Here is a 6,201-nt window from a genome sequence, read left to right as displayed (position 1 = left end):
CGTATCCCAACATTTCGAAACAAATAGCGCAAATTTTTTCAAATCTCTCAGGGTTGGTGGAATCTCCAGATGCAATTCTCAATTCTACTAAAACATCTTCAATTTCTTTTTGGGTTTAATCAACAATCTGTGCTCCTAATTCAGAAGTCTCGTAGTGAAAATGATCTAACTTTGTAACTAAATTTGCACTAAGGAGTAAATTAATCCTTTTTCTAATAGCATCTTTACTATCTTTTTCAAAGTTATACTTGGATCTAGATATGGCCACTAACTCATTTATGCTTTTCCTGGATTTGTACATATATGGCAATATATCTAGTAAAAACAGTAAAATCTTATCAAGATAGAATACAAAATCGAATTCCTCTATTTCTAATGTTTTCTTCCCGTATTCTGTGGTTGAATACTCGGAAAAATTTATTCGAAAAACTAAATTAAGTTTTTCAAGAGTATGAAGATAATGCTTAACTGAAGAATTGCTTATGTTATAGTTCGTAAAAGCGAAGTCTAATATATCGTTTATATCTTTTTTTTCTCCGATGAATTTGATAAAGTTTTTTGTAGTGGTGAGGGTATTATGTTGACCACCAGCAAGATAACCTAACCCTTCTATTTTTTTATCTAAATCATTAATACCTCTTATCCATTCGGGAATATCCTCTATTTTAAATGGTTGTCTAGTAGAATGGTCAGAGTTATGAAGAGTTTTAAAGTCCAAGTCATTTACCATAAGATTATTCAGGAAATTTTCACCTATGTTGGTAATAGAATATAAATACTTGAACTCTGAGAACTCTAAGCATCCTAAATCAGTCAGCCAACGTAATCGGTCAGATACAGGTGCTTTTGTTTTCCAACCGAATGAATATTTTGTTTTTGCTACATTTAATATTTCTCCAATAGTCATATCTTTTTCTTTTAAATAAAAAAGTATTTCTCCAAAAAATTTTATCTTCGAATGTAAGTAACGAAAAAGTTCGCTTTTATCTTGTTTTTTAATAAAATTTAAAGAGAAGGCATTTAATATCCATTTATTTGCACGTCTTTCTACGAAATCAGTAGCTTGTAGCCGTTCACATAAATAACTAATATCATATTCCTTGTTATTGCTACTAACCTTTTGGATATTCACATCACATTCATGAATACATTTAAGTATTTTCAGAAGGCTATCAAAATAACTGTTTTCTTTAGGAATATTAGGTAATGAATAGCCCTTATCATTCCAACTTTTAGATATAATTGCATTATCCATATCGACACATCCTAATCAGATTTTATTAGCAAACTTACATCTCTATATATTCTTATACATGTTATTTAAACCCTTCAAATAAAATCGTTACTATTAAGTTTAAGTACAGCATGTTGAAGACAATAAATTAGAGGGGAGAGGGATGATGAGCATATATAATTTCTTAGTTACAGATATTGAACTACCTATTTTAAAAAGCAATAATAATAAAATTAAATCATTTAATGATTTGCTAGGATTAGGCTATAAAGAGAAGGAGTTATATCGCCTCTTTGGAGGGATGTTAAAAAGAAGAAAAACATCTACATGATAGAAAATAATAATAGTAAGTTATTAGCGCAGTATGTAAAAGAGTATGTAAATAACATTACTATCCCTTATAGGGGCATTGAATTATGGCAGATGCGTATGAATTAGATGATGTAGAATACGAAAAAACAAATGCAGCCCAACTTACGGTGGGTGAATTGGAACGTTTCTTCTTATTACCAATACTTTTGTAAAACCTAAAGTATTGGTAATAAGAAGAGTATAGTGTATACATTTAGTTTTTATAACGAACGATATATATATATTCAATAAAAATGTTCGCTTTTAAATTGACAAAAACACTACCTCGAGTTAATATGAGTATGTAATTCAAACGAAAAGTGAATATTATGCCGTCGTATAATATCGGGGATATGGCCCGAAAGTTTCTACCTAGCTACCGTAAATGGCTTGACTACGAGGCGTTTGTATAAAGATGAGGGGAAACTTGTCTTTGTTTATAGAACGCTTCCATGTATATATGCAATGGAAGCCTTTTTTATTTCTCGGGATAAAAGAGGGCTAGGAGAAATACGGCGAGTAATCATATAACGGGGGAAACGTAAGATGAAACGCTATTTTCAGTTTGATGAACTCGGTACAAATTATAAAACAGAGTTCATAGCAGGGTTAACGACATTTCTATCTATGGCTTACGTACTATTTGTCAATCCTGCTACGCTGTCGCTTGGAAATGTTAAAGGGTTACCAGCAGGTACAGGGATGGATCCAGGTGCAGTATTCGTTGCTACGGCATTAGCGGCAGCAATCGGTTCGTTAATTATGGGTATTTTCGCGAAGTATCCAATTGCTTTAGCGCCAGGTATGGGAATTAACGCGTTCTTTGCTTATACAGCAGTGTTAACGATGGGTATTCCGTGGCAAACGGCCATTGCCGGAACATTAATGTCAGGTATTATCTTTATTATTCTTACTGCTTCAGGTATTCGTGAAAAAATCATTAATGCAATTCCATCGGAGTTAAAGTTTGCAGTAGCGGCAGGTATCGGATTGTTCATTGCCTTCCTTGGATTCCAAAATGCCGGAATTATCGTGAAAAATGATGCTGTTCTTGTTGGATTGGGGGATTTAACAAAGGGCACAACGTTACTAGCAATCTTCGGGGTTGTTACTACAATCATCTTCATGATTAAGAAAGTTAATGGTGCAGTGTTTTACGGTATGATTCTTACGGCAATCTTAGGAGTAGCGACAGGATTAATTGATACTCCAAAAGCTGTAGTGGGAGCAATACCGAGTCTAGAACCAACGTTCGGTGTGGCGTTAACGCACTTTGGAGATATTTTCACTGTTCAAATGGGGATTGTTATTATAACGTTCTTCTTTATCGATTTCTTTGATACAGCAGGTACGCTTGTAGCGGTTGCGAATCAAGCTGGATTAATGAAGAACAATAAATTACCACGTGCAGGAAAAGCATTATTTGCAGATGCGATTGCGACTGTAATTGGTGCGATCTTGGGTACATCAACAACAACGTCTTACATTGAATCGTCTGCAGGGGTAGCAGCGGGAGGACGTTCTGGATTTACAGCAGTTGTAACAGCAGGATTCTTCTTACTGGCATTATTCTTCTCGCCATTACTAAGTGTTGTAACGCCAGCTGTAACGGCACCAGCTTTAATTATTGTAGGAATCTTGATGGTTTCTTCCTTAGGGGAAATTGATTGGAAGAAATTCGAGATTGCAGTGCCAGCATTCTTTACAATTATCTCTATGCCACTTACGTATAGTATCGCAACTGGGATTGCGATTGGATTTATCTTCTATCCAATTACAATGGTTGTGAGTGGTCGTCGTAAAGAGGTTCATCAGATTATGTATGTTATGGGAGTTTTATTTGTACTATATTTCATCTACGTTCGTAAATAAAGTGAAACTTTAATCAGAGTGGGGGAAACCCCACCCTGATTATTAGTTGAACCAATCGGGCTTTTACGGGCAGTTGATCTGCCGCGTAACATCGTTGATTTGGGCAGTTTTTGAAGTGGGAGTCTTACTGCCCGTTAATGCGGGATAAAAGGGGTTTTTTAAAAGGTCTAGACTTAAGGGGAGTCTAGACCTTTTTTGCGTCTTCAGAAAATCTTAAGGATTTCCGAGCGTTTTTCTTCAGAAGTTTTCCTATAATAAAAGTTAGGGATTAAAAAAGTGATGGGGGAGATATTGTGGCACACGAAACAATACTTGTCGTAGATGATGAAAAAGAAATTCGAAATTTAATTACAATCTATTTAAAGAATGAAGGATATAAAGTATTGCAAGCAGGAGACGGGGAAGAAGGATTACGTTTACTAGAAGAAAATGAAGTACATCTAGTCGTATTAGATATTATGATGCCGAAAGTGGATGGTATTCATATGTGTATGAAAGTAAGGGAAGCGAAAGAGATGCCTATTATTATGCTTTCTGCCAAAACGCAAGATATGGATAAGATTTTAGGATTAACAACAGGAGCAGATGATTACGTAACGAAGCCCTTTAATCCATTAGAGTTAATTGCACGAATTAAATCTCAGTTACGCCGTTATATGAAAATGAATGGTTTCGCTGTCCAAAATGAGGACGAGTTAGAAATTGGAGAGATGAAAATCAACATCTCGACCCATAAAGTTATTGTAGAGGGAGAAGAAGTGAAGCTAACTCCGAGGGAATTTTCAATTTTAGAATTGCTAACTAGAAATCCAGGTATGGTGTTTAGTGCGGAGCAAATTTATGAAAAGGTGTGGAACGAACGATCTTTCCAGTCTGATAATACTGTAATGGTGCATATTCGAAAAGTGCGTGAAAAGATTGAGGAGAATCCAAGGAAACCTAGATATATAAAAACGGTATGGGGAGTGGGATATAAGATTGAAAAAGATATTTAATCCGTTTACTTACGTTCGGAAAATTCGAGAATTAATTGAAAAGATAATAAAGAGCGTGAAACGGAGTATAAGGATTCAACTTATTACGGCGTTTACTGCTTGTGCGTTATTAGGTCTCTTTGTATCAACGAAGATAGTAGCACCTATTTTTGAAGATGCTAGCCAACATGCCGAGATTAATTACAGAGATGGTATGGAGCAAATTAATCGTAAAGCTCAAAGTACAGCGGAAATGATGGTTGTTGAAAATAAATTAGATGCTGTACAAAACATGATAGAGCTAGAAAATGAGAATTTAGAGCAAGGGCATGATGCCTTTAAAATATTAGTTACTGACGAAAATGGTAAAGTTTTGTATAAAACGAAGCAAGCGCAAGAAGAACAAATTAATTTGCATAATACAATTCGTAATGCGACTTCATTTGCTATCAATTATTCAAATAATAATGATATTGAAAGATCAAGAAAAGAGTTTATTACATTCTCGCCTATTACAATTGAAGGTAAGAACTTATATATGTTTGTAAGTGGGATTCCTCAAGGGGAGGTAGTGTACTATAAAGTAGAAGGACCATTCCCGTTTTTAATGGGTGTTCTTGTATTCATTTTCTCTTTCTTCTATATAACAAAGAGAAAGATGAAGCAGATTGAAGCAATGGCACAAGGTGTAAAGGAAATAGAAAGAGGTAACTTAGCGTACCGCATTGAGAAAAAAGGTGAAGATGAGATTGCGTCTTTAACTGAGAATATTAATAATATGGCGGAAGAGCTTATGAATAATATAGAAAAGGAACGTAAATTAGAAAAGCAGAAAAATGAGCTTATCACAAATGTATCTCATGATTTGCGTACACCACTTACTTCTATTATGGGTTACTTACGATTACTTCGAGATTCTAAATATGAAAATAAAGAACAACATGATGAGTATACAAGAATTGCTTTTGTAAAGTCGGAGCAGTTAAAGAATTTAATAGAAGATTTATTTGAGTATACGAAGTTAACAAATGAACAAGTTGTATTAGAAAAACAAGAAGTATGTGTAAATGAGTTGCTTGAGCAATTAATAGAAGAGTTAGTACCGCAGGCGGAAGAACATGGACTTACGTTTGTTAAGAAGTTTCCTGAGGAACGTACTTATGCATCGATTGATTCGGAAAAGATGGTTCGTGTATTTGATAATTTACTAATGAATGCGATTAAGTACAGTAAAGATGATGGAGAGATAAAAGTTTCTCTTCAAAGGCAGCGTAGGGATATACAAATTGTAATTGCGAATCATAGTGAAGAGTTTACGAGAGAAGAGTTAGTGAATTTGTTTGAACGTTTCTATAAGAAGGATCAATCTCGAAGTAGAGTAACGGAAGGATCGGGACTTGGCTTAGCGATTGCGAAAAGTATTGTTGAGTTGCAAGGTGGTAGTATTCGAGCGGAATATAGGGATGGTATTATTCAATTTATCGTCTCTTTACCAATTATAGAAAAATAATAAATGAATAGAATGATATGTGATAAAAAGGCTTATTTTAAAAGAAATAAGCCTTTTTATATTTTTTATAAAAACATATTGACGATTAGAGATTAGAGGTGTAATATAGAACAAGTCGCCGATGACAATAACGTCGCAAGCGACAAATGAAATGAAAAACTTAGTTGACATTGAAAGATGAAGATGTTAACATAAGGAAGTCGCAAATGAGCGACTAAGTAGTTCTTTGAAAACTGAACGAAACAAACAACGTGAAACGT

General features: G+C 34.5%; 5 protein-coding genes and 1 riboswitch. Of the genes, 4 read left to right on the top strand and 1 reads right to left on the bottom strand.

The window, feature by feature from the left end; translation table 11 throughout:
• Nucleotides 1-115 precede the first annotated feature (115 nt).
• On the bottom strand, nt 116-1,255 hold the full coding sequence (locus tag MR160_RS32370; protein WP_242299093.1) for a hypothetical protein: 1,140 nt from the start codon (nt 1,253-1,255) through the stop codon (nt 116-118).
• 145 nt (nt 1,256-1,400) lie between these two features.
• Here MR160_RS32370 and MR160_RS32365 point away from each other — a divergent pair, with 145 nt between their 5' ends.
• From MR160_RS32365 to MR160_RS32350, 4 genes are all read left to right on the top strand, one after another.
• Nucleotides 1,401-1,565, top strand: coding sequence for a hypothetical protein (locus tag MR160_RS32365; protein ID WP_242299092.1), 165 nt, complete (start codon nt 1,401-1,403; stop codon nt 1,563-1,565).
• Between the two features lie 335 nt (nt 1,566-1,900).
• Nucleotides 1,901-2,002, top strand: a riboswitch (purine riboswitch).
• 129 nt (nt 2,003-2,131) lie between these two features.
• On the top strand, nt 2,132-3,457 hold the full coding sequence (locus tag MR160_RS32360) for an NCS2 family permease (RefSeq protein WP_242299091.1): 1,326 nt from the start codon (nt 2,132-2,134) through the stop codon (nt 3,455-3,457).
• Between the two features lie 293 nt (nt 3,458-3,750).
• Nucleotides 3,751-4,452, top strand: coding sequence for a response regulator transcription factor (locus MR160_RS32355; protein WP_000929886.1), 702 nt, complete (start codon nt 3,751-3,753; stop codon nt 4,450-4,452).
• Entirely contained in the window at nt 4,436-5,941 is a 1,506-nt protein-coding gene (locus MR160_RS32350) for a sensor histidine kinase (RefSeq protein WP_000719237.1), read from the top strand. Before MR160_RS32355 ends, MR160_RS32350 begins: the two co-directional genes overlap by 17 nt.
• The last annotated feature ends 260 nt before the right edge of the window (nt 5,942-6,201 follow it).

It is taken from the genome of Bacillus cereus group sp. BfR-BA-01382 (assembly GCF_022663475.1).
GTDB classification, from domain to species: domain Bacteria; phylum Bacillota; class Bacilli; order Bacillales; family Bacillaceae_G; genus Bacillus_A; species Bacillus_A thuringiensis_S.
Note: the sequence above shows the minus strand (reverse complement) of the source record. Positions and strands in the feature narration are given on the sequence as shown.

Coding starts and splice junctions, on each gene's coding strand:
- MR160_RS32370 (WP_242299093.1), bottom strand. CDS start 1,255: ATGGATAATGCAATTATATCTAAAAGTTGGAATGATAAGGGCTATTCA.
- MR160_RS32365 (WP_242299092.1), top strand. CDS start 1,401: ATGAGCATATATAATTTCTTAGTTACAGATATTGAACTACCTATTTTA.
- MR160_RS32360 (WP_242299091.1), top strand. CDS start 2,132: ATGAAACGCTATTTTCAGTTTGATGAACTCGGTACAAATTATAAAACA.